This window comes from Methanobacteriaceae archaeon (assembly GCA_030656015.1).
In the GTDB taxonomy this organism is placed as follows: domain Archaea; phylum Methanobacteriota; class Methanobacteria; order Methanobacteriales; family Methanobacteriaceae; genus UBA349.
The window spans coordinates 49,370-74,572 of sequence record JAUSNX010000004.1 but is presented as its reverse complement, the minus strand read 5'-3'; the positions used below and the strand labels follow the sequence as shown (position 1 = coordinate 74,572).

The 25,203-nt window shown below is 33.6% G+C and carries 25 protein-coding genes and 1 pseudogene; 19 read left to right on the top strand and 7 right to left on the bottom strand.

The window, feature by feature from the left end; translation table 11 throughout:
- Positions 1 to 24: 24 nt before the first annotated feature.
- From Q7I96_03550 to Q7I96_03515, 8 genes are all read left to right on the top strand, one after another.
- Positions 25 to 2,532, top strand: coding sequence for a DUF5814 domain-containing protein (locus Q7I96_03550; protein MDO9626687.1), 2,508 nt, complete (start codon positions 25 to 27; stop codon positions 2,530 to 2,532).
- 668 nt (positions 2,533 to 3,200) lie between these two features.
- The gene (locus Q7I96_03545) at positions 3,201 to 3,572 is read left to right on the top strand and encodes a metalloregulator ArsR/SmtB family transcription factor (GenBank protein ID MDO9626686.1); all 372 of its coding nucleotides are present in this window, start codon (positions 3,201 to 3,203) and stop codon (positions 3,570 to 3,572) included.
- An 88-nt stretch (positions 3,573 to 3,660) separates the two neighbouring features.
- The gene (locus tag Q7I96_03540; protein MDO9626685.1) at positions 3,661 to 4,884 is read left to right on the top strand and encodes a 4Fe-4S binding protein; all 1,224 of its coding nucleotides are present in this window, start codon (positions 3,661 to 3,663) and stop codon (positions 4,882 to 4,884) included.
- A gap of 67 nt (positions 4,885 to 4,951) precedes the next feature.
- Positions 4,952 to 5,191, top strand: a complete 240-nt coding sequence (locus Q7I96_03535; protein ID MDO9626684.1) for a thioredoxin family protein — start codon at positions 4,952 to 4,954, stop codon at positions 5,189 to 5,191.
- Between the two features lie 41 nt (positions 5,192 to 5,232).
- Positions 5,233 to 6,006 (top strand): NAD(P)-binding domain-containing protein, encoded by a 774-nt coding sequence (locus Q7I96_03530; protein MDO9626683.1) that lies wholly within the window; start codon positions 5,233 to 5,235, stop codon positions 6,004 to 6,006.
- A 51-nt stretch (positions 6,007 to 6,057) separates the two neighbouring features.
- On the top strand, positions 6,058 to 6,981 hold the full coding sequence (locus Q7I96_03525) for an ATP-binding cassette domain-containing protein (GenBank protein MDO9626682.1): 924 nt from the start codon (positions 6,058 to 6,060) through the stop codon (positions 6,979 to 6,981).
- A gap of 3 nt (positions 6,982 to 6,984) precedes the next feature.
- The gene (locus tag Q7I96_03520) at positions 6,985 to 7,737 is read left to right on the top strand and encodes an ABC transporter permease (GenBank protein ID MDO9626681.1); all 753 of its coding nucleotides are present in this window, start codon (positions 6,985 to 6,987) and stop codon (positions 7,735 to 7,737) included.
- Positions 7,738 to 7,894: 157 nt separating this feature from the next.
- Complete coding sequence (locus tag Q7I96_03515) at positions 7,895 to 8,833, top strand: permease (GenBank protein MDO9626680.1); 939 nt, start codon at positions 7,895 to 7,897, stop codon at positions 8,831 to 8,833.
- A gap of 467 nt (positions 8,834 to 9,300) precedes the next feature.
- Here the strand turns inward: Q7I96_03515 and Q7I96_03510 are convergent, their stop codons facing one another.
- Positions 9,301 to 9,432 carry a hypothetical protein gene (locus Q7I96_03510; GenBank protein MDO9626679.1) on the bottom strand — a complete coding sequence of 44 codons (132 nt, stop codon included), beginning with the start codon at positions 9,430 to 9,432 and terminating at the stop codon, positions 9,301 to 9,303.
- A 121-nt stretch (positions 9,433 to 9,553) separates the two neighbouring features.
- Between Q7I96_03510 and Q7I96_03505 the strand changes: the two genes are divergently transcribed.
- From Q7I96_03505 to Q7I96_03485, 5 genes are all read left to right on the top strand, one after another.
- On the top strand, positions 9,554 to 9,904 hold the full coding sequence (locus Q7I96_03505) for a metalloregulator ArsR/SmtB family transcription factor (protein MDO9626678.1): 351 nt from the start codon (positions 9,554 to 9,556) through the stop codon (positions 9,902 to 9,904).
- A 189-nt stretch (positions 9,905 to 10,093) separates the two neighbouring features.
- On the top strand, positions 10,094 to 10,438 hold the full coding sequence (locus Q7I96_03500) for a DsrH/TusB family sulfur metabolism protein (GenBank protein MDO9626677.1): 345 nt from the start codon (positions 10,094 to 10,096) through the stop codon (positions 10,436 to 10,438).
- Positions 10,439 to 10,461: 23 nt separating this feature from the next.
- Positions 10,462 to 10,851 carry a DsrE family protein gene (locus Q7I96_03495; protein MDO9626676.1) on the top strand — a complete coding sequence of 130 codons (390 nt, stop codon included), beginning with the start codon at positions 10,462 to 10,464 and terminating at the stop codon, positions 10,849 to 10,851.
- 1 nt (position 10,852) lies between these two features.
- Positions 10,853 to 11,206: a DsrE family protein gene (locus tag Q7I96_03490; GenBank protein ID MDO9626675.1), complete on the top strand. Its 354-nt coding sequence runs from the start codon at positions 10,853 to 10,855 to the stop codon at positions 11,204 to 11,206.
- A gap of 12 nt (positions 11,207 to 11,218) precedes the next feature.
- On the top strand, positions 11,219 to 11,830 hold the full coding sequence (locus Q7I96_03485) for a (Fe-S)-binding protein (GenBank protein ID MDO9626674.1): 612 nt from the start codon (positions 11,219 to 11,221) through the stop codon (positions 11,828 to 11,830).
- 220 nt (positions 11,831 to 12,050) lie between these two features.
- On the opposite strand, the gene arfB is transcribed toward Q7I96_03485, so the two are convergent.
- Together arfB and Q7I96_03475 are read right to left on the bottom strand one after the other, a co-directional pair.
- Positions 12,051 to 12,764, bottom strand: coding sequence for a 2-amino-5-formylamino-6-ribosylaminopyrimidin-4(3H)-one 5'-monophosphate deformylase (arfB, locus tag Q7I96_03480; protein ID MDO9626673.1), 714 nt, complete (start codon positions 12,762 to 12,764; stop codon positions 12,051 to 12,053).
- 81 nt (positions 12,765 to 12,845) lie between these two features.
- Positions 12,846 to 13,322 carry an RNA-binding protein gene (locus Q7I96_03475; protein ID MDO9626672.1) on the bottom strand — a complete coding sequence of 159 codons (477 nt, stop codon included), beginning with the start codon at positions 13,320 to 13,322 and terminating at the stop codon, positions 12,846 to 12,848.
- A 387-nt stretch (positions 13,323 to 13,709) separates the two neighbouring features.
- On the opposite strand from Q7I96_03475, the gene Q7I96_03470 reads away from it, so the two are divergent.
- Positions 13,710 to 15,188 carry a PAS domain-containing protein gene (locus Q7I96_03470; protein MDO9626671.1) on the top strand — a complete coding sequence of 493 codons (1,479 nt, stop codon included), beginning with the start codon at positions 13,710 to 13,712 and terminating at the stop codon, positions 15,186 to 15,188.
- 299 nt (positions 15,189 to 15,487) lie between these two features.
- Here the strand turns inward: Q7I96_03470 and Q7I96_03465 are convergent, their stop codons facing one another.
- From Q7I96_03465 to Q7I96_03455, 3 genes and pseudogenes are all read right to left on the bottom strand, one after another.
- Entirely contained in the window at positions 15,488 to 16,138 is a 651-nt protein-coding gene (locus Q7I96_03465) for a TrkA family potassium uptake protein (protein MDO9626670.1), read from the bottom strand.
- A gap of 132 nt (positions 16,139 to 16,270) precedes the next feature.
- Positions 16,271 to 16,715 (bottom strand): annotated as a pseudogene (locus tag Q7I96_03460) (universal stress protein).
- A gap of 118 nt (positions 16,716 to 16,833) precedes the next feature.
- Positions 16,834 to 18,174, bottom strand: a complete 1,341-nt coding sequence (locus Q7I96_03455; GenBank protein MDO9626669.1) for a DASS family sodium-coupled anion symporter — start codon at positions 18,172 to 18,174, stop codon at positions 16,834 to 16,836.
- A 903-nt stretch (positions 18,175 to 19,077) separates the two neighbouring features.
- Between Q7I96_03455 and Q7I96_03450 the strand changes: the two genes are divergently transcribed.
- The 5 genes from Q7I96_03450 (at position 19,078) to Q7I96_03430 (ending at position 23,605) form a co-directional block, all read left to right on the top strand.
- Positions 19,078 to 19,314, top strand: a complete 237-nt coding sequence (locus Q7I96_03450) for an LSm family protein (protein MDO9626668.1) — start codon at positions 19,078 to 19,080, stop codon at positions 19,312 to 19,314.
- A gap of 236 nt (positions 19,315 to 19,550) precedes the next feature.
- Positions 19,551 to 19,736, top strand: a complete 186-nt coding sequence (locus Q7I96_03445) for a 50S ribosomal protein L37e (protein ID MDO9626667.1) — start codon at positions 19,551 to 19,553, stop codon at positions 19,734 to 19,736.
- Entirely contained in the window at positions 19,737 to 20,720 is a 984-nt protein-coding gene (locus tag Q7I96_03440) for a toprim domain-containing protein (GenBank protein MDO9626666.1), read from the top strand. It begins immediately after the preceding gene.
- Between the two features lie 50 nt (positions 20,721 to 20,770).
- Entirely contained in the window at positions 20,771 to 22,171 is a 1,401-nt protein-coding gene (gene purF, locus Q7I96_03435; protein ID MDO9626665.1) for an amidophosphoribosyltransferase, read from the top strand.
- 237 nt (positions 22,172 to 22,408) lie between these two features.
- Positions 22,409 to 23,605: a U32 family peptidase gene (locus Q7I96_03430; GenBank protein MDO9626664.1), complete on the top strand. Its 1,197-nt coding sequence runs from the start codon at positions 22,409 to 22,411 to the stop codon at positions 23,603 to 23,605.
- Positions 23,606 to 23,724: 119 nt separating this feature from the next.
- Here the strand turns inward: Q7I96_03430 and Q7I96_03425 are convergent, their stop codons facing one another.
- Positions 23,725 to 25,197: an MDR family MFS transporter gene (locus Q7I96_03425; protein MDO9626663.1), complete on the bottom strand. Its 1,473-nt coding sequence runs from the start codon at positions 25,195 to 25,197 to the stop codon at positions 23,725 to 23,727.
- Between the last annotated feature and the right edge of the window lie 6 nt (positions 25,198 to 25,203).

Genomic DNA, 25,203 nt, shown 5'->3' with positions numbered 1-25,203 from the left:
TAAATTTCATTAGTCACGATTTAAATGATTATTTTAAAAAGAAAAAAGAAAATTCTGGAAGTTTTCCCCATTGGAAGCCCTAAGGGTGCCTTAAATTCCCGAAGAAAACCAGAATTTCAGGGATATATAAAATTCAAAAAAACACCTAATGGTCCTAAAATCCATAAATTCGTGATAAAAAAGGATAAAGAAGAGTTGTTACCTCCTGCGGAGGCAGTGAAGCTCTTTAGAAAACAGGCCGTGTTTTTAATTGATAGAGATCCTGAAGTGGAAGAATTTTTGGATTCACTTAATATAAAGTACAGAAGAACCATTATATGCAACCACTGCACCATGGAAGGACACATTACTATTATTAATTCCAAATCATCTTTTAATTATCATGAACAGAAAATTTGCCGACTCTGTGCCGAAGAAGTAATTAAAAGAGAATTAAATTACCGGGGCATAGATAAAAAGACTTTTAAAAATTTTAAAAGAATTCTAGATAAAACTGGAGATCTTGATCAGGTTTTAAAAGTTCTTGATCCTAGTTTTGATCCTCTTAAAAATTCCAATCTCACTCTTTTTGATAGAATTTCTTCCTCTAAAGATAATGATTTTCCTAAATTAAGTGTGGACCAGCTGGATATCCCTCAAAAGTTTAAAACTATTCTAAAATCTCATGGAAGTAAAAATCTGCTTCCGGTGCAGTATAAGGCTGTGGAAAATGGGGTTTTAGATGGAAAAAGCTTGATGGTGGTATCGGCCACTGCCAGTGGAAAAACTCTTATTGGTGAGCTGGCAGGCATACCACGGGCCATGCAGGGCCAGAAATTCATTTTTTTAACACCACTGGTGGCACTGGCCAACCAGAAGTATAGGGACTTTAAAAAGAGGTATTCCAAATTAGGCCTCAAAACTTCTATTAAAGTGGGAATGAGTAGAATACGGGCTAGAGAAGAAATTAAACTTCCTGACGATGATATTAAACAGGCAGATATTATAGTGGCCACCTATGAAGGTATAGACTTCATGTTAAGGTCAGGCAAAGCTCAGCTCCTTGATGGTTTAGGAACTGTGGTTATTGATGAAATTCACACCCTGGACGATGAAGAACGTGGCTCTAGGTTGAATGGCCTTATTAAACGACTTAAAAATATTTATCCTAATTTACAGCTTATTGGTCTCTCTGCAACAGTTCAGAATCCTCAAGAAATCGCAGGATCATTTGGATTAAAATTAGTGGAATACGACCGCCGTCCAGTACCTCTGGAACGGCATCTGGTTTTTACGCGTAGTGAAGAGGAAAAAAGGAGTTTAATTGCTAGATTTTCTCGCAGAGAATTTAAAAATAAGTCTGAAAAAGGTTTCCATGGCCAGACCATAGTTTTCACAAATTCTCGTAGAAAAACACATCTCATTGCAGATTACCTGACTCGTAACCAGGTTAAATCTTCAGCATATCACGCCGGACTTTCTTATGCTCAAAAAGAAAGAATAGAAAAGGCCTTTATCAAACAGGAAATTTCAGCTGTGGTTACCACTGCGGCCCTAGCAGCAGGGGTGGATTTTCCAGCATCTCAGGTTATTTTTGAAACCCTGACCATGGGAAATAAATGGATTAACCCCAATGAATTTTCTCAGATGTTAGGCCGGGCGGGAAGGCCTTCCTATCACGACCGAGGAATTGTTTATCTTTTACCAGAGATTGGTCTGAGTTATGATGATGAGAGTGAAGAGTTGATGGCCCTGGAGCTTTTGGAAAGTGATGTAGATCCAGTCCATGTTAATTACTCTGAAGAAGATACATTAGAACAGATTTTAGCAGACATATGTTCGGGATCAGTTTCAACCAATGCCGGACTTTCTAAAATGTATAATGGAATGAATATTCCGGTGGATGCTCTTAATGGCCTCAGCACCATAGAATCTTATGGATTCGTTCAAGAAGATCATGGAAATATACGACCTACCAATTATGGTAAAGCAGTTTCCATGTCTTTCTTGCAGTCAGAAGAAGCTGAATACATTAAAAAACATTTAAAGAAAAAATCTAAAAAAGACCCCTTACAAATTGCTCTTTCATTGGAACCTTTTGAGAGCGTATATCTATCAAGCAGGCTTCATAAACAACTAAGCCGGGCCTTAAAGGCCAATTTTTCCACCAGACTATTTGCTGATTCTACGCTGGATATCATTTCCACTGGAGAAAACTTAGTTAAACTGGATCCTAATTTTCAACAGGCTGTTTTAAATATTCAGGTGGACTTTTTATCATGCAAATGCAAGGATCGACCGTTTTGCTACTGTTTACAACGGGAATTATCATCTTATATTGTAAAGCAGCGTTTAAAAAAGCAAGACCCGGTAGATATTACTAAGAAACTTCTAAAAAAATACCAGATACATGCCTATCCTGGAGATATATTTTCCTGGTTGGATGCTCTAGTAAGGATGCTGGAGGCCACTAAAAGAATTGCTAGGGCTCTACATTATCATAAAAAGGCCAAAGAATGTGCTAGAATTATTAGGGCCATTGAAAAGGGATAAATACTGCTGATATCAGGTATTTATAGAATTATTTTAATAAATAATTAATTTTAATTTTTTAGTTTATTCTTTTGTTTATTATTTTAAGAATATATTAGAATTATATTAAAAATAATAATATGATATTAAATATTTACTAATTCTGTTTGCTCTGACTTTGGAATGTTGTTGCAAAATGGTTATATTGCTAAAAAATAAACTATAATTGGGTTTGGTAATTTGGTTTGGTATCCATATTAAACCTTTGAGTTTGGGGTTTCCCCTAACTCATAAATTATTATAATAAATATTGTTTTTAAATTCAGATTTCGTTAAAAATAACCATAATTCCTTGGTTATTCTCTAATTTTCATCATTTCATATATTCCTAATTAATAATCAAAAATTAAATTTAAGAGAGAATAATCCCGGAAAATCTTAAATATCACTAATAATTGATAATCTTATCTATTCATTATATTTGACTATTTTTATACCTTTTATATCCATGAACGTATTCATTTAACATTTAATTATTCTTATAGGTTGAATATTTAATAAGTGTACATTTATCAATATATTTATATATTTGGATATATGAAATTAATTAATGTGGATGGAATATTCTTGCAATGACAATTATTTGTGAAAATGACTAGATGATCTGATAGATTCTAAATAGGAGTATTATGAAAATAAATGAGCTTAAAAATTGTTGTAATATTGATTTAGATGAACTAAAACGTTTAAAAAATGAATTTTCTAATTTATATGATGATGAGAAACTAAATCAGAGTACAGGAATTTTCAAGGCCATTGCAGATCCTACCCGTCTTAAAATATTGTATTTACTCAAGTTTAGGGATTTTTATGTTTGTGAAGTTATGGGAGTATTAGATAAACCCCAATCTACTATTTCACATCATCTTAATGTTTTAAAAAATGTTGGCTTAATTAAATCATCCAAAGAAGGTATTTGGATTCTTTATGGGCTGAAAAACCCAGATATCATACATTTTATGGATGATTTATGTGAACCTGTTCAAGATATAAGGAGATGAATTATGACGGAAGTTATTGATGTTAAAAAAGTAAGAGCTAGGGGTAAGTTGATGAATTCAAAAACTTGTGGAAATGGAGGTAATTAATATGGCATGGCTTGCTGGATATCCAAGAGAAAAAATTCAATGGTACCCCACCATAGATGATAATAAGTGCGTTAAATGTGGAATGTGTATGAACTGCGGAGGAAAAGTCTACAAATGGTCTAAGGATGGTCCTGTGGTGGATAAGCCTTACAACTGTGTTGTAGGGTGCACCACCTGTGCAACTCTCTGCCAGGGAAATGCAATTTCATTCCCAGACAAAAAAGCTCTTCGCGAACTATACCAAAAAGAGAAAATCTGGACAAAAGTCAAAAAAGAACTCAAAGAAGAGGGTCGTCTGGAACAGAATGAAACCATTAAAGATAATGAAAGTAGTTGTTGCGAAACTAAAGCACCAGTCCAAGCGATAGAAAATCAGGGATGTTGCGGAGGCACTGCAGAACCTACTGTCAAATCACCTGAAAATACTCCTGAAGAAGGAGAAAGTAGCGGATGTGGATGTGGATGTGGTGCAGATTACCCAGATGAATTTGTAAAAAACAATCCAGAACATCCAAAAACCATAGCTGACGATGAGTTCATCCAAAAACTCGAAGAATACTCCCACTCCATTGGCATCAAAAGTATAGGGTACACCAATGTTTCCCCAGAATTAATAAATACTGGAAATTCGATCATGTTTCCAAATGCAATTGTTTTAACCATGGAAATGGATGAAGAATTAATTATAACAGATCCTGGAAATGAATCACAGGCATTGAATGATGAGCATTATGAAAAGCTGGGTAATATGACCTACCAAATAGCGGACTATCTCAGAGAAAATGGTTTTGCAGCCGAGGCAGCTCACCCTTACGGAAATGTGGTAAAATTGACACCACTTGCACAAGAAACAGGTGTGGGATGGATAGGAGAAAGTGGACTTCTAATAACTCCAGCATCCGGCCCAAGACAAAAAATTTCAGCCATATTCACCAGCATTGAAAATCTACCAATCAAAGCAGATAATGAACACGCCTGGATAACAGAATACTGCAAAAGATGCGGTAAATGTATCAAAGCCTGCCCTGAAAAAGCACTTATTGAAAAAGAGACATGTTGTGGTGGAAACGAAATCGAATTCGTGGAATCACTTTGTATTGGTTGTAGTGAGGGCTGTACTTACTGTATAGAGGACTGTCCATTTTATGAAAAAGGATATGCTCATATTAAAAACAAATTTGACAAAATGAATGCTAAATTAGCAGAAAGAAATATAACTTCTTAAATGTAATCTTTTGAATCATTTATGGGATCCATTAAAAACATAGCGAGATTATTTGAGGTGATTATGCATGAAAATAGAAGTATACGGAACTGGATGCGGAAATTGTAAAACTTTAGAAAGTAACGCAGAAAAAGCAATAAAAGAATCAGAAGTAGACGCGGAAATCATTAAAATCCAGGAGATGGATAAGATATTTGAGGCAGGGATCACCAGCACCCCAGGATTAGGAATAGATGGGGAAATAAAATCCATGGGACGTATTCCCTCAGTAGATGAGATTAAAAAATGGATAGAATCAAAAAAATAAAATAATTCTTTGATTTACATTTTTTTATGGAGGTTACTTTAATGAAAAGTATGGGCTTTATTGGCGGAGGAAGAGTAACTAAAATACTACTAAATGGTTTTAAAAAGGCAGGAATTGAATTAGATGATGTAGTGGTGTATGATACAAGTTCAAGTACTATTAAAGAACTTAAAAATGAATTTTCTGAAATTAAATCCGTTTCAAATGATAATAAGCTTGCTGCTTCACAAGATATGGTTTTCTTAGCTGTTCATCCACCGGCCATGAGTGGCGTGTTAGATGAAATAAAATCCTATTTGAATCCAAATTCCATTGTGGTTTCCCTGGCACCGAAACCCAAAATCGAAGACATTTCCAGTTTGCTGGGTGGATTTTATCGTATAGTACGTATAATGCCCAACGCACCATCCATCATCAATCAGGGCTACAATCCAATCAGTTTTGCTCCAGAGATAACTGATTCTCTGAAAAAAGAGATCATGGCATTATTCAGTGTTTTGGGAGAAACTCCTGAGGTGGATGAGGATAAATTGGAAGCTTATGCTGTTTTAATCGCAATGGGACCTACCTATTTCTGGTTCCAGTTTAATGAGTTATTCAAATTAGGACGTTCCTTTGGACTGGAAGATAACGAGATAAAGGATAGCTTGCAAAAAATGGTCACTGGTGCAGCCCAAACTTTTTATCAGTCCAGTCTAACCCCAGAAGAAGTCATGGACCTCGTTCCAGTTAAGCCCATGGGAGATGAGGAGGAAAATATAAAAACCGCATATCAATCTAGGTTGACATCAATCTTCCAACAGCTGAAAAAGTGAATAAAACTTAAAAAAAATCTTATTTCAAAAATAAATGATGGGGAGATATTAATGGAGTACGTTGTAGAAGTTCAGAAACTAGCCAAGGGCTACAATGGAATTAAGGCCGTTGATGATGTGGACTTTAAGGTTAAAAATGGCGAAATATTTGGTTTTTTAGGGCCTAATGGGGCTGGAAAAACCACCACAGTCAGAATGTTAACGGGTATAATCAAACCCGATAGTGGGAAAGCTTATATTTTGGGATATGACATTCAAAAAGAACCTTTAAAGGCCAAAGAACATCTGGGTGTGGTCCCCGAAACTTCCAACGCCTACATAGACCTATCCGCATGGCAAAATCTGATCTTAACAGCTGATCTATACGGAGTGCCTAAAAAGGACGCTGAAATAAGAGCCGATGACCTTTTAAAGGAATTTGACCTTTATGAACGAAAATATGATAAGGTTAAAGGATTTTCCAAAGGTATGAAGCAGCGTTTGATCCTGGCTATGGCCCTAATTAATGACCCACAACTTTTATTTTTAGATGAACCTACCAGTGGGCTGGATGTTCAGAGTAGCATTTTAATCCGAAATATGTTGTTGCAGCTCCGTGAGAAAGGTAAAACCATCTTACTCACCACCCACAACCTGGAAGAAGCCAATAAGTTATGTGAAAGGATAGCTATCATCAACAAAGGCAAAATTACTGCCATAGACACTCCTGAAAATCTTAAAAAAATGATAAAAAAGTTGAATGCCATAGAGGTAACCTTCGATGTCCCAGTATCTGTTCAGGATTTATCAGACCTCCCTGAAATACAGGAAATCCGTAAAACTGGTGATAAATTCATTTTAAACACAAATAATGTCAATAACCTCATTTCTGAAGTTACAGAATATGCAAAATCTAAAGATATCAAGATAATGGTTCTGAACACCTTGACCCCGTCACTGGAAGAAGTTTTTTTAGAACTTACTCGGAGGAGGTAATAGATGTTAAATCTTTATTTCAGTCAGTTCAAACGTTCCCTTGCCATTATGAAAAAGGACATCTTGATCTACTATTTTAAAGGACCAGTAATCATATTTGGGATATTGATACCATTATTCCTGTTTCTGGCATTTTTAACCGGTAGTAAGAATTTATCCACAGATTTTCTAATATCCGGGCTAATTGGGATGACCATGCTCTTCACTGCCACTTCTGTATCTCCAGTTATAACACCTTGGGAATCACAGATGAATACTCTAGAAAGACTGATGACATACCCCATATCCATTTACACCCTCATACTCGGCGATATTCTGGCTTCAGTCATCTTCGGAACATTAATCACCCTGGTGCCTGTGATCATAGGATTAGTCATTGGAGTAAATATAATACATCCCATTATCCTCATCGCAGGAATTGTTTTGGCTTCAATTTGTTTCTCAGCCTTGGGACTCTTACTTGCCACACCCCCCACTAATGCTCCATCCAACGTCATGATGATTTCATCCCTGGTTAAATTTCCACTGGTATTCATAAGTGGAATTTTTATTCCCCTAGAAAGCATGCCATTCTGGGGCAAAGCCATTGCATCGTTTTCACCTCTCACCTACTTCACAGATTTAACGCGTTATTCTCTAGGAAATGGTAGTTATTACTCCATACTAATTGATTTCGCAGCTATTGTGTTGTTCACAATTATATTCTTTGTACTGGCAGTTAAAATCCATAAAAAAACATTACCTATGCGAATTTAGGCCAAACATTCCGATTTAAATGATATGCTGAAGATGATAAAAGATTATATGCAAAGAATAAGGAATCAAATTAAAAAAATTTTAAAAAAAAGTTAAGAGGTAAAATATGGTCCCTGATATTCTACAGGAAAGTGTTAATTATCTTACTTACGTTCTGATGGGTTTAGATCCGGCATCAGCGTTAGGAAGTGCAGTAAATTTTTTCATATATGACACTATCAAAATCTTAATCCTATTAATTATAATAATATTTGCCATAGCTTTCTTCAGAAGCTATATATCTCCCCTTAAAGTTAGGAAAGCTTTAGGTAAACGAAATGAGTATTTAGGAAATGTTGTAGCAGCATTAATAGGCATAATTACTCCTTTTTGTTCCTGCTCAGCTGTCCCGCTTTTTATTGGATTCGTTGAATCAGGAGTGCCCTTAGGTGTAACCTTTTCATTTTTAATAGCATCACCTATGATTAATGAGATCGCTATTATCCTTCTTTGGGGTATGTTGGGATGGCAAGTAACAGCTTTATACATCATATCAGGGCTTATTATTGCTATAATTTCTGGTATAATTATTGGAAGGCTTAAACTGGAAGGTGAAGTGGAAAGCTACGTTTATGAAATGATTGAAAAAATAAAAGAGGCAGAAAAATCAGGCATAGCTTTAGAAGAAGAAAAGCAAACCTTAAAAGAACGCGCCCTATCTTCAAGAGATTATACTTTTGATCTATTGAAAAAAATAGGACCCTATGTGGTAATAGCTATTGGAATAGGTGCAATTATTCACGGTTATGCTCCTGCAGATTTCCTCCTCACATATGCCGGACCAAATAATCCTTTAGCAGTACCTATAGCCGTATTAATTGGAGTGCCTTTATATTCTAATGCTGCGGGAATTATTCCTTTAGTCGCGGTCTTTATAGAAAAAGGTATACCAATTGGAACCGCTTTAGCTTTTATGATGGCCGTTACCGCACTATCATTACCCGAGATGATTATACTTAGAAAAGTTTTGAAACCTAAACTTCTGGTTATATTTATAGGCATACTAGTGGTTTCCATAACTGCTATAGGTTACTTATTCAATGCAATAATATACTAAGATTATTTAAGTATCATCTATTTTTTTCTTTTTTTAGTATAATTATTAAAATAGAAAGTAAAAAAATTAAAAATATTATTTTAAAAAATAAATAATGAATAATACTTTATTAGAATTCGATTATTTCATTTTCATAAGTCCTATTTTCCAAACGACACTTCCATAATTCATGGTTTCTTCAAAGGCATCATCCAATCACCGTAAGGATAATCAGTAACAGCAACAACTTTTAACATTTCATTCACTTCTAAATGTTTCCATTATCTATTATTTAATTTCATCTCTAATGCTTCTGAAAGCATTAGTTTTCTCATGTTCACTACCATCTACGGTGGTGGGGTCTTCAAATGATTCATGGAGATAGTTTTTTCCTCCCGGGAAAAAGGGACATACCTCACCTTCTCACCACATACAGTAACCACATAATCATTTCAAAGCCCTCAAACTCCTTGAGACTTTTTGAACGATTACGGGATTATATCAACATTCACTTCTTCTAAGACTTTCACTGCATAGGGATTTACAGTACTAGGATTACTTCCTGGGCTGTAAACATCATAATATTTTATATACAATGATTTTAGAAGTCTTTTTGCCATTTGGGATCTTTCAGAATTGTGGTTGCAAATGAATAGAACCGAATTTTTAGATTGTTACTTCATCTTATCAATAAATAAAACATCCATATATTTAAATATATCATGAGTATAAAGAAAACTCATGAAATCATGCGAAATTGGTGGGGGAGACAAGCCCAGCGAAGAACAAATTAATCGGCTGAAAAAGATAACATCCCAAATTCCGGCTGATGAGTTATTATATGAAAATGCAAATGTCATAAAGGCCCTTGCAGATCCAACCCGACTAAAAATACTCCACTTATTAAAACATGGCGAATTATGTGTTTGTGAAATTATCACTGCAATGGAAAAACCACAACCAACCATATCCCACCATTTAAACATCTTAAAAAGAGCAGGATTCTTAAAATGGCGTAAAGAAGGAGTTTGGATACATTATGGCCTTTCTAATCCAAAAATTATAGAAATTTTAGATAACTTGACTAAATAAATTATTAAAACTAAATAAATTATTAAATGGAGATAAGTAATAAGTCCTTTAATAGAGGTTTCCTATCTTAATAAGTCTGGTTAATGTTGTTTCAATCTTCCAAAAACGTTATTTTAAGAAAAATAGACAAAGCACTTATAAATTAATTGACTACATTATCTTCCATAACAATCGCATTAGAAAGAATAATTGAAAATCATTGATGGAAACAACATGCATATAGGATTCATATTAACCAAAAGCCCCTCAGAGCAGGGATTCATGACATTTATTGATTTTTCAAAATTATATATTAATAATGATCAAATTTCCATTTATCTTGTGGGAAACGGAGTTTACTGTGCCCGGAAAAGTTATTCTAATCCTGATTTAGAAATGCTCTTTAAAAGTTCAAAGGTTCATGTGTCGAGTAATGACCTTAAAACAAGGGGAATTGAAGATGAACAGATAAAAGAGGAATTTGTTGTGTTTTCTCAGTATGATAATATGATAAAAGATGTTATGGAGAATTTTAATCAAGTTGTTAGCTTTTAAATTTAAAGAGTTAGATGATGAGAATGATGAGCAAACCCCATGAAGATTTATCCCATAAAAAATTCCTAGTAATTGTGCTAGTGGATGGTCCTTACATCTCACAATATGCAGATATTGGATATAATATGGCTCAAACGGCTCTAGGCTTAGGATATGGAGTTAAAATATTCTTATACATGGATGGTGTACACATATTCCGAAAAGATCAGAACCCTCGTGTCCTTCCAAATATTTCCCAGAATTTTGAAGAATTAATAGAAAATGGTTGTGAAATTAAAGCTTGTATAAGATGTGCGGATGCAAGAGGATACCTGGACAAATCACATTATTTAGACGGGGTTGAAATAACAAGCGTATATGATCTTGCAGAATGGATGGATGAAAATAGTAAAGTTGTAATGTTGGGCAGTTAACATGACCTCTTCATTAGTTATTATAGATAAAGCCCCTTATGGCCATGAAAATGCTTTAAGCGGAATTTATATTGCAATAGCAAGTTTAGATAAAGGAATTGATTCAGATGTTCTTTTAATGGGTGATGGTGTTTACGCCGCCCAAAAAAACCAATTCTCAAAACAAACAATTGGTTATCCATCCGTAAGTGAATTAATATATTCCATGTTCCCTAATGGAACTTTATTTGTTCATTTAGACTCTTTAATTCAAACAGGAATGGTATATGATGATTTGGTAGAAATTGCTGAACTCATTGATGGTAAAACTCTTTACGAACTTTCAAAATCAAAAAAACATATAATAAAAATTTAAGAGGCAGTTAAAATGGAAATGAAAGAGTTAAAATATGATATTTTCGAAGATGGTGCACTAGTAAAAAGTGTTTCTATCACTAAGATAATGCCTTGCATGGCAGAAGAAGGTAGGGTTAAGCTGGCAATGCAACTTGATTCAACATTAGGTACTGTAATGCCCCTACTTATGGCTAAATTCCCCCCAGGAAATGTAAATTACATTAAAAATAAAAAAATCCTAACACTAAATACACATAAACGGGTGATAACATTTTTTCCCTCAGGAAAGATCATGATGATGAACACCGTAGACCCTGAAGAAGGAATTGAAATAATTACGGAGTTTATGGAAAAAATAAATCAATGTTACCTGGAAAGTGAGAACGGAGATGCTGGTGAAGATCTATCGGGAAAATTATCAAAAATAGGACCATTAAACCTTTATAACTGCCTACCTCAGACCAACTGCGAAGAATGTGGAACCGCTACCTGTATGGCATTTTCAATGAAGCTACTCTCTGGAGACAGCACCTTAGATCAGTGCAAACCTCTCCTCAATGCTGAGAACCAGGACAAACTGAATTCTTTGAAAGTGCTCCTAGGAGATCAACTTATGAAAACCCTGGGATGGAAAGGAAGCTAGTAAATATTTAAGACTTATTTTTTTTAGTAGATATTATATAATTCCTGATAATTTTTTAAAAAAGGTTCCTAGTTATGCTCAAGAAGATTTTCAAAACAAATAAATATGCTATTAAATTTAGTAAACATTTAAAGTAATGCTGGTTTTATTTAAAATAATATATTAATTAAAATTCTATATAATTTAAAAAAAATAACTAAATGGAATATTAGTCTTTAAATTAATAATAATCTTCTTCATCAGACTCTATTAATTTCCTAACATCTTTTTCAATGCTGGTCAGGGCCTTATCAATTAAGCTCTGGCCTAAAACTGGATCTAAACATATTCCCTCTTTTTCTAATAGCTGAGCACCTTTTTCAATGCCTTTATCTTTGGCTCGGGCCTCAGTAAATCCTACCATACCCACTTCACCGTATTCATTAATATTGCAATGCTCTTTTAGTTTTCTCTCATCAACCAGACCTAAAATCATTCCCATGGAAAGTTCACCTGAACCGGCATGAGGCCCTTCAATTTCCACGATTTTATTATTAAAAACTATTTTAAGATCCAGTTCTTCTTCTAAATCTTTTAAATAATCTTTAACTGGAACATTTCCGCCGTGTCCATTCACAATAACTATTTTTTCTAGTTGTAAGCATTTTTTAGCAGATTTAAGGGTAGGTTTTAATCGTTGTTCTACCAATTCCTCTACTGAAATGTGTATGCCGTGTTTTATATATGGAAATTCAGTGGCCGCATATAAAACACCTAAAAACTTGGCACCTGTTTGAAATGAGGCCTCTAGTGCCATATATGATGCAATTTTAGCATCAGTATCAATAGGTAGGGCGGCCCCATGATTTTCCAGATGTGAACCAAGGGCCAATATCCCAATTTGATGCACTTCTGGTGAAATTACATTTCCAGATTCATAACGAAGTTGTACCATTAAAACACCATTAAAATATGTTTATTTTAAATTTATATGGTTTAAATACAAGTTATATCCCATATTCATTTATATCATATATTAAATTTCTAAATCCCAGATAGGATCTCCAATAAAATGAATGGTTGTTACAGCCTTTCCTTTATTATTTTCCACCATTTCGGAACCACTTATTAATGATATGCCCACTGCCAGTGGTTTTCGATGAGTTTCATCAATAACTACTACCACATCGCCTTCTACCAGGTCGGGATCTGCATCAACTATACCGGGACTCATTACATCCGCGCCATTGGCCATGAACCTTACGGCCCCCATATCTACCACGACGTATTTTGATTTCAGGTCCATGGTAAGTGCGGCCTTTAATGTGGGGAATGGCTTATTATCCACTAACATAACTTGTGGCTGACCATCAACCAAAACAATAGGATATGGTTCCGCTTCCAACATTTCTATTTTAGCTTTTGAAGGGATAAGGAATGAGTAATCTCCTAATTCTTCGGTTATCTTTTTCAATTTCTTTTTCTGAAGATGGTATCTTTTTCTAATCTTCAATTAAAACACCTGATATAATATATTTAAATTTCAATGGATTACTATGAACTGATTTTGTTCATTTTACTTATAATTTGTTTAAAACTCTAAAATTATATATTATTTTGTTTTTTCTTGTTTATTAATCATTTCTTAAAATATAATTAGATTTTGCAAGGTTAAAATTCAAAATATTAGGGGGAATTTGGATGAAATCAATTTTATTAAATTACCTTATTTTTTTTATTAGATCTATGATTTATGGAGATAACTTTATGTCTGAAAGACTATAATTTATTTAATACAATTAAGTGAATTAATGTATTAATTATAATTGGATTGTCAAAAAATATAACTATATTTAATGCTATGACTGAATTAAGCTAATTATATTCACCATATCTATAATTGAGTATCAATGGGGGAATTAAATTAAAAAGCAACCAAGACTTTAAAGAAGAAATATTCTACAAATCTCCTATTGGGATTCTTTTTTATGATACTGATGGTAAATTAACTGAGGTTAATCAATCTGCTCTGGAAATTGTGGGAAATTCATCATTAGATATTTCTAAAGAGCTTAATTTGTTTGATAATCCATTTATTGCTTCCCATAAGGAAAAATTTCTTAAAGAGGAGATTATTAAATTTCAAACTCCTCTAGATTCCAGTAATCATGAAAAAATAGGTTGGTTCACCCCTACATTTCAGGGAAATGTTTTTGTGGATTGGACTATTTCCTGTATTGATTCTGGATTTTTAGCACAAATTCAAGATATAACTGAACGTAAAAAGGTTGAAGAATCCATTAAAAATAGTGAAGAGAAATATCGCAGTTTGTTTGATGATGACTTAACTGGAGACTTTATTGCTACACCAGAAGGTAAAATAATTGAATGTAATCCTGCTTTTGTAGACATATATGGCTTTTATACTCATGATAATGCTCTCCAATCACATATCTCAAAATTTAATTCAACTGACTGGATTAATATTATCCATAGATTAAAAATTGAGGGTAAAATTAAGGGTTATCAAAGTTGGCAAAAAAGACAGGATGGCCAGGAAATCCATGTTATTGCTAATGTGGTTGGCATTTTTAATGAATCAGACGAGCTTATTCAGGTTAAAGGCTATATATTCGATGATACTGAGCGTAAAAAAACAGAAGAGTCCCTTAAAAAAAGTGAAGAAAAATATCACCGTCTTTTTGATGAAGATTTAACTGGAGATTTCATTGCCACCTTGAAAGGTGAAATTATTGAATGTAATCCGGCATTTGCAGAGATATATGGGGTTAATAATTTTGAAAGTTCACCTAATTTAAATATTTCTCAATTTAACTCATTTGACTGGCCATATATAATTACTCGTTTGAAGAAGGAGCGTAAAATTAAGGGTTATCAGAGTTGGCAAAGACGGGCTGATGGTCGCAGAATCCATGTTATTGCCAATGTAGTTGGCATTTTTAATGACGTTAATGAACTTACACAGATTAAAGGCTATGTTTTTGATGATACTGATCGGGAAAATGCTGAAGAAGAACTTATTTTAAGTAAAAGTCAAATGAAAGATATTTTAGATAGTATTCAAGATGGTTTTTCGGTTTTGAGTAGATTATGGATATTCACCTATGTAAATGCAAATGCGGGTGAATATTTTGGTATGGAACCTGATGAACTAATTGGTCAAAATATTTGGGAATTATTTCCCGAGCTTTTAGGCACATCTTATGAAAAAGTATTCCGCTCGGCAATGGAAACTAAGAAGACAAAACACTTTGAAGTTCTAGGTATTACCTATTCGGATCGTTGGTTTGAGTTCACGGTTTATCCATCAGCAGATGGTATTTCTATTTACTGGAGAGATATCACTATACGCAAATAAAATAAGAGTTATGGCTTATTGAATTATTTATAACAGATTATGTATTCTTAAGTGGTGGAAAGATTAGTAAAAAAAATTATATAATAATTCTAGAATAAAGCATTTAATAAACCATATTTAAATAAAATCATTTTATTTAAATTTAATTAATAACATTAATTATGTATATAAAAATGGGTTTATGCAGTTTTAGGATTTTAAGTATTCAATAAATCGTAGGTGTATTGAGATTTGTCTTCTGGGTATTTAGGAGATTTATAGTAATATTTATTAGAATATTTAGTTAGGATAATATTTATTTAGGAAGTGAACATTTCTTCAACTTTTTTTATGGCCTTTGTTTTTACCAGAATCGATATTTTACAACCTTCTTTTAAAGTGGTCTTTTTATCAGGAATTATGATGTCGTCCTTTTCATGCAAGGCACTTATAATAAAATTTTTTGTAGGACTTACATCGCTGACTTTTTTATTAAACATTTTTTTATTGGTTACCGTAATATCTAATAATTCAGCGTTTCCCTTACCTATAATCACTAAGTCTGCTATTTTAGGCCTAATTATAAGTCTTTCGAGATAACTTGCTGCAGTAAGTTCTGGATTAACTACAAAGTCAATACCTACCTTTTTGAAAGCTTCTTTGTGACTTGGTTCACTTACTCGAGCAATAACCTTGGGAACATCATAATTCTTAACCAGTATACATGCCAGGAGGTTGGCTTCATCGTTCCCGGTAGCAGCAACAAAAACATCAGCATTTTTTATATTTACTTCTTCAAGAATTTTAGTTTCGGTCCCATTTCCACAAATAACCAGTGCATCTAATTTATTCACTACACTATGGGATAAGTTTTCATCTTTTTCAATAATAGTTACATCCTGATCATCATTAATTAAAAATGAAGCAAGACTCAAACCTACTCTTCCTGCACCCATTATCACGACATGCATGAGAACTCCTTGTTATATGGATTTAAAATTTATCTAAACATTTTAGTATTATAGTTAAAATCATTGTTATATTAAATCTAAAATTTATCTAAACATTTTAGTATAGTTAAACATGTAATGAATTAATCTAATTTAAGATATGATATTAATGGGAACTTTTACTCCACGTACTACTCTTTCTGTAGTACTTCCTAATAAAAACTTTTCCAGGCCAGGCTTTCCAGATTTTCCCATTATTATTTGATCAATTTCTAATTCGTCCGCTGTTTTTAGTATAACATCATCTGGTTGACCTTATTTTATTAAGGTTATCAATTTAACGTTTTTACATTTACCATTGCACTTAGCATCTTCTATTTTCTTTTTAAATTTTTTGACTGCTTCTGTTCCTTCTGCTCTAAGCTGTTTATCTAATGATTCCCTTAAATCTGGTTGTGGTAGGGAACTCAAATAATGGTGTCAATCACATTAAAACAATAATTTCAGCCCCCACTATGTTTGCAGTAGAAATAGCATATTTTCCAGCTTTTTGGGACTGTTCTGAGTTTTCAATGGGTAATAATATTTTTTCATACATGTTTTAACCCCTTTAATTTCTATATTTTTGTAAATTCAACATTTTATAATATTTAAAAAAATAAAAAAAATTTTAATAAATTGGTTTTTTTAGCCAATTTATTTTATTTGGATTGTTTTTAGATGAAGTATGGTGCCCAGAAGATCATTACTAGTATAGTTAGTATGATTCCTATGACTACCAGAGGTATTCCTGCTTTTAATATCTCTTTGATGTTCACATATTTGGTTCCGTAAGCCATGGCGACGGTGGGATCGGCCATGGGGAACATAAATGATAATGAACAGGCAATTGCTACTGGTACGGCGTAGGTTCCGAGAGCTAGTCCTTGTGCACTGGCTAATGTTACTGATAGTGGTACTAATATTGCGGATAGTGCGATGTTAGACATAACCTGTGTAATTAAGGTGGCTATGACCATTAACAGAATCATTATGAGTATGGTAGAAGGGTGGCTTCCGAGCATGGCAAGTATGTTTTGTATCATCCAGTTAGCGGCTCCAGTGTTTAGTAATGCTGCTCCTAGTGATAGTGCTCCTCCAAAGAACACTATGAGTCCCCAATCCACATTTTTCTGTGCATCTTCCCACTCAATTATATTGAATGCAAAGAAGAGGAAAGCACCCATTAATGCAATAGCATAACTGCTCAAACCCGTATAACCAGTAGTTAACCATAACCCAATAGTTAATAACAAAATAATTCCAGATAATTTTTCATTCCGAGAAATCGGACCTAAATCATCTAATTTAGATTTAACTAAATCTTTCCCGCCAGAAATTCCTTTAACCTCGAATGGGAATATTTTTCCCAGTAATTTCCAGATTACGAATAGCATGGCTATGGCTAGTGGGAATCCAAAGGCCATCCAGTTTGCAAATGGTATTTGTAAATAAGCATAGGCCATTAAGTTAGGTGCAGTTCCAATGGGTGTACCAAATCCTCCAGCCAGTGATCCATATGATGCTCCCAGCACCATAGCTTTAGCAAAGTTACTTTTTCCTTTTTCTGGATCCTCAGCACCCATCATAGGAATGACTTCTTTAATAATGGGCAGTAACATGGCAAAAGCCACAACATTCTCAATCCACGCAGATAACAAACCTGTAGCGAATACACTTACAAATAGTCCACGATCAGGTGTGGTTCCTACCTTACCTAACATCCAAAAAGTCATACGCTGTGCAAGTCCACTTTTCCTTATTGCTTCGGCTATGATAAATCCACCAATCATTAAGAAGATTATAGGGCTGGCAAAACCCAAAATAGCCTGGTCAAATGTGGTAACTCCAATAATGGGTTGCAAAAACAAGATAACTATGGAAGTAACAGCTAAATGATAAGCTTCACTGGCCCATAAAATTACAGCAAAAACTAATAAAGCAATAGCAGCATGACCGGGATAACTAAGGCCCTGCATAGGGACTAACATTACTAAAATAAACGCAACAATTCCAATAGGTAATCCTAAAGTCTTTAATGATAATTTCGTTTATAATCCCTCCTTTTTTTAACAGATAATCTACTAATAATATCATATATAAAGATATTTTATAATGATTAATCATCTTCAAAAACTTTAATATATCATAATAAGTTTCGAAATTCCTTTTTGAAAATTGTAGTAACCATAACTTCAAAATAATTAAAAATTAATAAAAATAACATAGAATAAATAAATCAATCAAATTAAAAAAATTGATACCTTTTTGCACGGATATTATAATTTTTCAATTAAGAGTTAGAGGGGCTATAATGGAAAGTTACATTCAAAACTTATTTGGGAAGATGCTGGTAATTATATTCGAATGGCTGCATGTTTTGAAGCATTCAAAGACGGTGAAAGTTCTCTTGAAGAGGAGAATAGGATTCTGGGTGAGCTTAAAAATAGGTTAGCAAGTGTGGATTTTGTATTTGAATAATTTCCATTTTTAATTTTTACATAATTCTTTCAATATTTTATAAAATAATCCTTAAAAACTAAGCGTCAATTTTAAATATTATTTCAAAATATTGTATAATCACCTAATAAATTAAATACTATAAAGAAATGATTTCAGGTATATAACTGATGAAAATTAAAGTATAATTATGAAATAAATATTAAAATATAGTTTCTTTAAAATAAAGATTTAAATACTCTATTTTACATAGAAGATTATAACAAGTCTGTATATAGAACTTGATCATGATTGTCGATTGAATTTATGGATAATAAGATTTTGTGACATTCTTTTCTAATGATAGATTATTATTTGAGTTCCAATAGGATTATTAGAATTCATTTATAGCTTTTATCTTTGAGAGCGTTACATTTAAATATAAATCCAGCCAACATTGAAGGTATAGGATAGGTGATATTATGAATGCACAAAAAGTGAATGTACAAAGACCACTTGATGCATTAGGTAAATCTTTGAATTCTCCTGTGTTAATCAAGCTGAAAGGTGAGAGAGAATTTAGAGGGATTTTAAAGAGTTTCGATTTACATATGAACTTAGTGTTAAATGATGCTGAAGAATTAGAAAAGGGTGAAGTGACCCGAAGATTGGGCACCGTGCTCATTCGTGGAGATAATATAGTATATATATCTCCTTAAACTCCCTTTTGGATATATTCTTTTAATTAAATAATAAAAATTAAATAATAATTATATTGCATTAAATCGGTTTTTTAACCAATATTTAAATATTTTATTTGATATTATAATGCTCTTGATTAATATTGATTGAAAGAAAGTCTTTTTATAATATTAAATTGACTTTTAAGCAATCTCATTTTATTTAAGTTTATATTCCATCAGGATATCACGTCTTATTTTAGGAGGACTTAACAATGAAAGGTACACCATCATTTGGTAAAAGGAATAAGAAGACTCACATCCGATGTAGAAGATGTGGACGAAATGCTTATCATGCTCGCCAAAAAGTATGTGCTTCCTGCGGCTTTGGTAAAACCAAAAAAATCAGGAGATACAGCTGGCAGAACAAGAAAGTAACTACTGGTATAAGGTTGAAATAGATGGATAATACTAGTCCTATTGATGTTCGAATAATCGTAGAAGGCGCTTCTGATGTGGAAAGTGTTTCTAAGGCCATGCAAGGTGTGGCTTTAGGCGCGGAATACCATATCACTATCTCTTCTATAATACCTACCACTAGCCTTGAAATTGCTCAAAGGGCGGTTCAAGGGGCAGATGTGGTTTTAATAGCCACTGATGTGGATGCTCCTGGGAGAGAATTGGCTGAGAAATATCAGGAAGCATTAAAAGATCAGGTAGGCCATTTAGAACGCATGAAATTCCCTTATGGGCATGATGTGGAATACATTGACCCGATTTTAATAAGGGATGAAATTAAAAATGCAATCATTAGGGCGGGACTATCATCTATAAGTTACATTAAATATTTTAGAGAACTGGAAACTGAACTGGACGCTTCAACTGATAAACTAAGAGAAATTTCAGTGGAAAATCAAGAACTTCGCAGTGATAATCACGATACACAAGAAAAGCTGGAAGAAACTATCCAGATCAATCAGCAACTTCAAGAAGACTTACAAGCCCTTCACGATGATTCGCATCAAGTGAAAAAGGAATATGCTCAGCTGAAGAATAGATGTTCACGTCTCCAGGAAAAAAATTTATTAGAAGCTTTTTCTATTAAAAAGCTTTGGAATGAAGCTTTTGATCAAATATTAAAAGAAGAAGATCAAATTATTTTTGCTACTAATCAATTTAAACCAGATAATATTGTGGTTGGTCAGGGATGGATTAGTGCCCGATCCCGCGATGAGGCCATTGAATGGCTGAAAGTTATTAAAACTGCTTTAATTTTTATAGATCCGACTACTACTGAAACTGATTCTTCAATATCTGAAAAAATGAGTGAATTTTCAAATTCACACGTAGATTCGGATATTCTGAATAAAAAATTTAAAAATTCTGAAGATTCAAATGAAGAAGAAGATAGGTTGGATAAGAGATTTAAAAACATATTTGATTAGTTTTTTATTATTTTCACACCCTTATAACACTGGGAAACGGAGAATCCAAATTGCGAGATAAATGTGGTATTGTTGGTATATATTCCTCTGATCAATCTAGAGACGTCGCAACCCCTATTTACTACGGTCTTTTTGCCCTGCAACACCGCGGACAAGAGGCTGCGGGCATATCTGTCCATAATGGTAAAGAAATTAGCACATACAAGGGTATGGGTCTTGTTTGTGATGTATTTAACAATGGAGAGATTGAGGGATTGGAAGGAAACGTAGGCATTGGCCACGTAAGATATTCGACTACTGGAAAATCAAAATTAAAAAATACACAGCCATTTACCACTGAATTCCAGGACGGTCGTATTGCCATTGCCCATAATGGAGATATAATCAATTCTATGGAACTTCGCCAAGACTTGGTAGATAAAGGCCATGAGTTCAAATCGACCACTGATTCTGAGGTTATCAGTCACATGCTGAGCAGTGAGTATGCTAAAAGCATGAACATGATAAAATCCATTGAAAATGTGGCTGAAAAACTTATAGGATCGTATTCATTAGTTGTTCTTTTAAATCATGAATTATATGTTGTCCGAGATCCAGTAGGAATAAAACCACTGGCCCTTGGTGAAAAGAATGGCTTGAAGATGGTGGCATCTGAATCGGTTGCTTTTGATGTGGTTGGTGCAGATTATATTCGGGATGTGGAACCTGGAGAAATATTACTTTTAAATGAAAAAATTTACTCTCACAAAATGAAAATCGCAGAAAGCACGCCTCGTGCACACTGCATGTTTGAATACGTTTATTTTGCTCGTCCGGACAGTATTCTCGATGGAAAGAATGTTTATAATGTCCGCTTAAATATTGGCCGAGAACTGCATAGGGAGTTTCCGGTTGATGCTGATGTGGTAATGCCCGTACCAGATTCTGCAATAACGGCAGCTATTGGCTATTCTCGAGCATCAGGACTACCTTATGGTGAAGGTCTAATTAAAAATCGTTATGTGGGTCGTACATTTATCATGCCTACACAAGAAGAGCGTGAAATGTCTGTAAAACTCAAAATGAATCCTATCAAATCAGAGTTGGAAGGTAAAAGTATTGTTCTGGTTGATGATAGTATAGTTAGGGGAACTACTTCCAAGGCTCTTATTGATGTTTTGAAAGAAGCTGGAGTAAAAGAAGTTCACCTAAGAATAGGATGCCCACCAATTATTTCCCCATGTTATTATGGGATTGCTATGGCCTCTAAAAAGGAGCTTGTAGCAGCTAATAAGTCTGTTGAGGAAATCAGAAAGTCGTTGGGTGTTGCATCACTGGGTTACCTCTCTATTGACTCGCTTAAGAAATGTATTGGCCTTGATGAGGAAAAACTCTGTATGGGATGTTTGAATGGAAAGTACCCAACAGAACTACCTAAAAATCTGAAAGAATATGAATCATGTCGTTGTTAATGTTTAAATCAGGGAAATAATGATTTAAATAAATGATTTAATATCTTTTTTATTTCTAATTGGATTTCACTTACAAATATTTTTAATTTTATTTTTATAATAATGAATAAATTATTTTATAATTGAAACCGGATTACTAAAAATTTAACCAGGATACTACAAATTTTAAAACTTTAATTTAAGATTAATATTTATTAAATTCATTAAATCACAAAAAAATTGATAGTAGATGAATATATGGTCGAATTACTCGCTCCTGCAAAGGATTTCAAGGCTTTAACTGCTGCTCTAAAAAATGGTGCAGATTCTATTTATGTAGGTATTGAAGGATGTAATATGCGGGCCAATGTTTCAAATTTCACTCTTGAAACACTTAAAAACGCCGTGAAACAATGCCATGATTTAGATAAGAAAATATATGTCTGTACCAATACCATAATGAAAAATAAGGATATTAATTACTTTAAAGATATTTTACCAGTAATCCATTCTTATGAGGTGGATGCCTTAATTATTTCTGATTTAGGGGCCCTTAAACTTGCCAGAGAAGAGGGTATTGAGACTCATATGAGTATTCAGGCCAATATTTCTAATTTTGAATCTTTAAATTTATTGGAAGAGTTGGGAGTTAAACGGGTGGTTCTCTCCCGAGAATTATCACTTCCAGAGATAAAGGAAATTAAAGAAAACACTAATCTAGAAATTGAAACCTTCGTGCATGGTGCCATGTGTGTGGCTGTATCAGGTAGATGTTTTTTAAGTTCTCATCTTTACCATAAAAGTGCCAATTGTGGGGACTGTTTACAGCCCTGCCGTAAAGAGTGGAATCTCGTCTCTGAAGATGATGATTCATTTGATTTAGTTCAAAATCTAAATGAAAGCCATATCTTGAGTCCTAAAGACCTTTGCATGATAAAACACATTCCTGAACTCATGGAGGCCGGAATTGATGCCTTTAAACTTGAGGGAAGGGCCAGACCGGCCGACTATGTGGCCACCGTAACTAAAACCTATCGGGAAGCTATTGATAGTTATGAGTCGGGTAACTGGAAATTTGATGAAAGCTGGGCAGACGAACTTAAAAAAGTCTTTAATAGAGGTTTTGACACTGGTTTTTACTTTAGAAATCCCTACAAAACCAGTATAGATAATGAATCTACTTATATTAAAAAAGACATTGGTTTAGTAGTTAATTATTATAAAAATGTTTCTGCAGCCGAAATAAGACTTTTTCACGACCTGAAAATTGGCGATGAAATTATCATTCAGGGAAATAAGACCGGATCTATTACGCAAAGGGTGGAATCAATGCAAATTGATGGTAAAAAAATTAAGGAAGCTAAAAAAGGCCAAAATGTGGGATTAATAATTAAAGATCAAGTAAGGCCTAATGATATTGTTTATAAAAGGATTTTAAGAAATAATAAACCTTAATGTCAAATATATTTAAATAATCTTTTTAAATTAATCTAAAATAAATAAAAATAAATCCAGAACACCAAAATGTGTCCCGGTACAATTCCTGGAATTTTATAAATTATTTATTTAAATATTCATTTTGCGTTTTCTAAAAATTCTTCTGACATCTTATCTTCAACAGTTTCGTTAGGGTCACTTAAAATTGCTTCTTTAAGGAAAAATGCAATAATTAAACCAGCAAAGGCCAATATTATAGATACCATGAAGATGTTTTGAATGGATAAAGTTAAAATTTCCTTTTGACTTAAATTAAAGGCTGCTGAACTGTTCATCGAATAGTTCATTATAAATCCAAATATGGGGATGGCTACGGTGGCCCCTACATTTCTGAAAAACTGCATAGCAGCTGTAGTAATCCCTATTTCTCTGTTTGAAAAAGCATCCTGCACACTTATGGTAAATACAGTGTACATTATTCCAGATCCTAAACCAAGAATGGTTGAATAGGCCAGTAGTTCATAAGGGGTGGTATTTACATTCATGGTTGCCAACAGGATAACTCCCACTCCCGTAATTAAAAATTCTGCAATAGCCAGCTTTTTATATTTTCCAGTTCTGGAAATAATCTGTCCTGCAATGTTAGCTGATATGGTGAGACTTATGAGCATAGGAATCATTAATAATCCTGAATTAGTGGCACTCATTCCTAAAACGCCTTGAGCAAATAGTGGGACATAAATTATCCCACAAAATATCAATGCACTTGCTAAAAAGTTTTCTATAGATGAAATAGTAAATGTTGAATTTTTAAATAGATACATGGGTAAAATCGGTTCTATAGCTTTTTTTTCAGCCCAGATGAACAATACGAACATCACCGCTGAAAATATAAACAATCCTATTATTTCAACTAAAGGATAAGCATTTAAATCTTGGGCCAGTGTTAATCCTAAAAAAAGCCCACTTAAAGCTAAGGTAAAGGTTATAATACCTGAATAATCAATAACTTTTTTTACACCATCTAATTTTAAATCAGGGAGTGAATTCATCAGCATTCCTATAGCTATAATTCCTATAGGCACATTAACGAAAAATATCCATCTCCAGCCCACAGTGTCGGTAATTACTCCACCTAATATAGGGCCTAAAACACTGGAAACACCAAAAACAGAGGCCAGTATTCCCATATATTTACTTCGATCTCGAGGAGAGAAAATTTCTCCCACTACAATAAATGGTAGGGCTATTAAAATACCACCCCCAATACCCTGAATTCCTCTAAATATAATTAATTCCATCATGTTGGTTGAAAAACCACACATAATTGAAGATATTACAAATATGACTATTCCCAGGATTAGAATATTTTTTCTACCATAAATATCAGATAATTTTCCAAATAATATGATGGCAATGGTTGAAGATAGCATGTAGGACGTAAATGGCCATACATAGTATTCCATACCTTGCAGGTTACTGATAATTTGGGGCATGGCCGTACCAATTATGGAATTATCCAGTGCCGCCACCAGGAGTCCCACCATTAATCCGGCCATGATAAAGACCAGATTCTTGTCGTGTTTGGTAGTAGTTGATTCAGTATTCATGATATT

Bases quoted from the DNA above. Each gene is read 5' to 3' on its own strand.
- Q7I96_03550 (MDO9626687.1), top strand. From the start codon at position 25: ATGATTATTTTAAAAAGAAAAAAGAAAATTCTGGAAGTTTTCCCCATT.
- Q7I96_03545 (MDO9626686.1), top strand. From the start codon at position 3,201: ATGAAAATAAATGAGCTTAAAAATTGTTGTAATATTGATTTAGATGAA.
- Q7I96_03540 (MDO9626685.1), top strand. From the start codon at position 3,661: ATGGCATGGCTTGCTGGATATCCAAGAGAAAAAATTCAATGGTACCCC.
- Q7I96_03535 (MDO9626684.1), top strand. From the start codon at position 4,952: ATGAAAATAGAAGTATACGGAACTGGATGCGGAAATTGTAAAACTTTA.
- Q7I96_03530 (MDO9626683.1), top strand. From the start codon at position 5,233: ATGAAAAGTATGGGCTTTATTGGCGGAGGAAGAGTAACTAAAATACTA.
- Q7I96_03525 (MDO9626682.1), top strand. From the start codon at position 6,058: ATGGAGTACGTTGTAGAAGTTCAGAAACTAGCCAAGGGCTACAATGGA.
- Q7I96_03520 (MDO9626681.1), top strand. From the start codon at position 6,985: ATGTTAAATCTTTATTTCAGTCAGTTCAAACGTTCCCTTGCCATTATG.
- Q7I96_03515 (MDO9626680.1), top strand. From the start codon at position 7,895: ATGGGTTTAGATCCGGCATCAGCGTTAGGAAGTGCAGTAAATTTTTTC.
- Q7I96_03510 (MDO9626679.1), bottom strand. From the start codon at position 9,432: ATGGCAAAAAGACTTCTAAAATCATTGTATATAAAATATTATGATGTT.
- Q7I96_03505 (MDO9626678.1), top strand. From the start codon at position 9,554: ATGAAATCATGCGAAATTGGTGGGGGAGACAAGCCCAGCGAAGAACAA.
- Q7I96_03495 (MDO9626676.1), top strand. From the start codon at position 10,462: ATGATGAGCAAACCCCATGAAGATTTATCCCATAAAAAATTCCTAGTA.
- Q7I96_03490 (MDO9626675.1), top strand. From the start codon at position 10,853: ATGACCTCTTCATTAGTTATTATAGATAAAGCCCCTTATGGCCATGAA.
- Q7I96_03485 (MDO9626674.1), top strand. From the start codon at position 11,219: ATGGAAATGAAAGAGTTAAAATATGATATTTTCGAAGATGGTGCACTA.
- arfB (MDO9626673.1), bottom strand. From the start codon at position 12,764: ATGGTACAACTTCGTTATGAATCTGGAAATGTAATTTCACCAGAAGTG.
- Q7I96_03465 (MDO9626670.1), bottom strand. From the start codon at position 16,138: ATGCATGTCGTGATAATGGGTGCAGGAAGAGTAGGTTTGAGTCTTGCT.
- Q7I96_03450 (MDO9626668.1), top strand. From the start codon at position 19,078: ATGAATGCACAAAAAGTGAATGTACAAAGACCACTTGATGCATTAGGT.
- Q7I96_03445 (MDO9626667.1), top strand. From the start codon at position 19,551: ATGAAAGGTACACCATCATTTGGTAAAAGGAATAAGAAGACTCACATC.
- Q7I96_03440 (MDO9626666.1), top strand. From the start codon at position 19,737: ATGGATAATACTAGTCCTATTGATGTTCGAATAATCGTAGAAGGCGCT.
- Q7I96_03430 (MDO9626664.1), top strand. From the start codon at position 22,409: ATGGTCGAATTACTCGCTCCTGCAAAGGATTTCAAGGCTTTAACTGCT.
- Q7I96_03425 (MDO9626663.1), bottom strand. From the start codon at position 25,197: ATGAATACTGAATCAACTACTACCAAACACGACAAGAATCTGGTCTTT.